This is a genomic window from Neorhizobium huautlense (assembly GCF_002968575.1).
Lineage (GTDB): Bacteria > Pseudomonadota > Alphaproteobacteria > Rhizobiales > Rhizobiaceae > Neorhizobium > Neorhizobium huautlense.
Genome location: NZ_PVBM01000087.1, coordinates 1 through 1,317 on the forward strand (window position 1 = coordinate 1; position 1,317 = coordinate 1,317).

General features: G+C 59.2%; 3 pseudogenes. 1 reads left to right on the top strand and 2 read right to left on the bottom strand.

The window, feature by feature from the left end:
* Window positions 1–463: pseudogene (locus tag C5L12_RS27685) on the bottom strand (ATP-binding protein); the annotation flags it as partial.
* Between the two features lie 45 nt (window positions 464–508).
* Window positions 509–1,184, bottom strand: a pseudogene (locus C5L12_RS27690) (IS701 family transposase).
* A 63-nt stretch (window positions 1,185–1,247) separates the two neighbouring features.
* On the opposite strand from C5L12_RS27690, the pseudogene C5L12_RS29320 reads away from it, so the two are divergent.
* Window positions 1,248–1,317, top strand: a pseudogene (locus tag C5L12_RS29320) (DUF6429 family protein); the annotation flags it as partial.

Genomic DNA, 1,317 nt, shown 5'->3' on the forward strand with positions numbered 1-1,317 from the left:
CCCGCGTCCGGACTGGACTGACACCAGCTCAAGACGCTGACCCGCAAGGCCGTGGCGCGGGTCAATGATGGTTACATAATGCACCACCCCGTCGATAATAGCGGCAGTCTGCGATGCTTGGCTCGCCGAACACCGACGGCCATTCGCCGAAGGCGAGGTTTGTAGTGACGATGATCGAAGTGCGCTCGTAGAGCCTGCTGATCAGGTGGAACAGGAGCTGACCACCGGCCTGTGCGAACGGTAGATAGCCGAGTTCATCGAGGATGATGAAGTCGAGGCGTGTAAGGTAATCCGCCGTCCGGCCTTGCTTGCCGTTGCGCGTTTCCGTTTCCAACCGATTGACCAGATCGACGACGTTGAAGAAGCGGCCGCGTGTGCTGTTGCGTATGAGTGCACGGGCAATCGCGATAGCCAGGTGGCTCTTGCCTGTTCCCGTGCCGCCGACGAGAACGACGTTACGCTGATCGGTATAGCGCGGCAATCAGGATGAATCTCACCTAGATTGCCGCTATGCACGCTGATGCTGCAGGAAGGCATAAGCGATCATCGTCATCAGCGCGTGTCGATGGAGGCCTTGCCATGATCGGCCTTCGAAGTGATCGAGGCCGAGTTCTTCCTTCATCTGCTGATGGGCCTGCTCGCAGACCCATCGTGCCTTGATGACGGCCGCGAGCTCTTTCAATGCCGTCTCGGCCGGCAGGTTGGACAGATAATATTTGCGCTCGTCGTTTGAGCGCCACTCGCCGACCAGCCAGCCGCAAGCCCACCGGAACGGGAACTTCGTCGCGGGCCAGCGTCAACGACACCAGCGTCTGGCAATTGGCACGCTTGCCCAGCATCGACGCATACTGCGGTGCGACCCCAACAGAATGGTCGCCCTTCTTCGGCAGGCCTGTGTCGCCGATCACCAGAAAAGCATCTGAAGCCCCGACAATCCTGTCGGCCTGCACCGCCAGTTCCGCCTCAAGAGGACCAGCATCCCAAATCCCATCCGAGATGAAATGATGCAGGCGGTCGTAGCAATCAGGCGCGAGGCGCTCCGCCATCGGCTCGATACTTTTGCGATCGCCAGGTCCGATGAGGCCCGAAACATACACCGGGCACATCTGCCGACGCTTCTTGTGGCCAAGCTTCTCAACGAACGGCTTCAGCCATTCCGTCAGTGCAACATCCTGCTCTGCCATCCTTCGGTATCCATCCGAGGTGGGCCGCAGGACTTGAAGTCTCGCGCGTGATATCATGACAGAATGGAGATCGATGAGGACAAAATCGATGACGCGGTCCTGGCCCTGTTATGGCTGACGCTCCACAACGAAC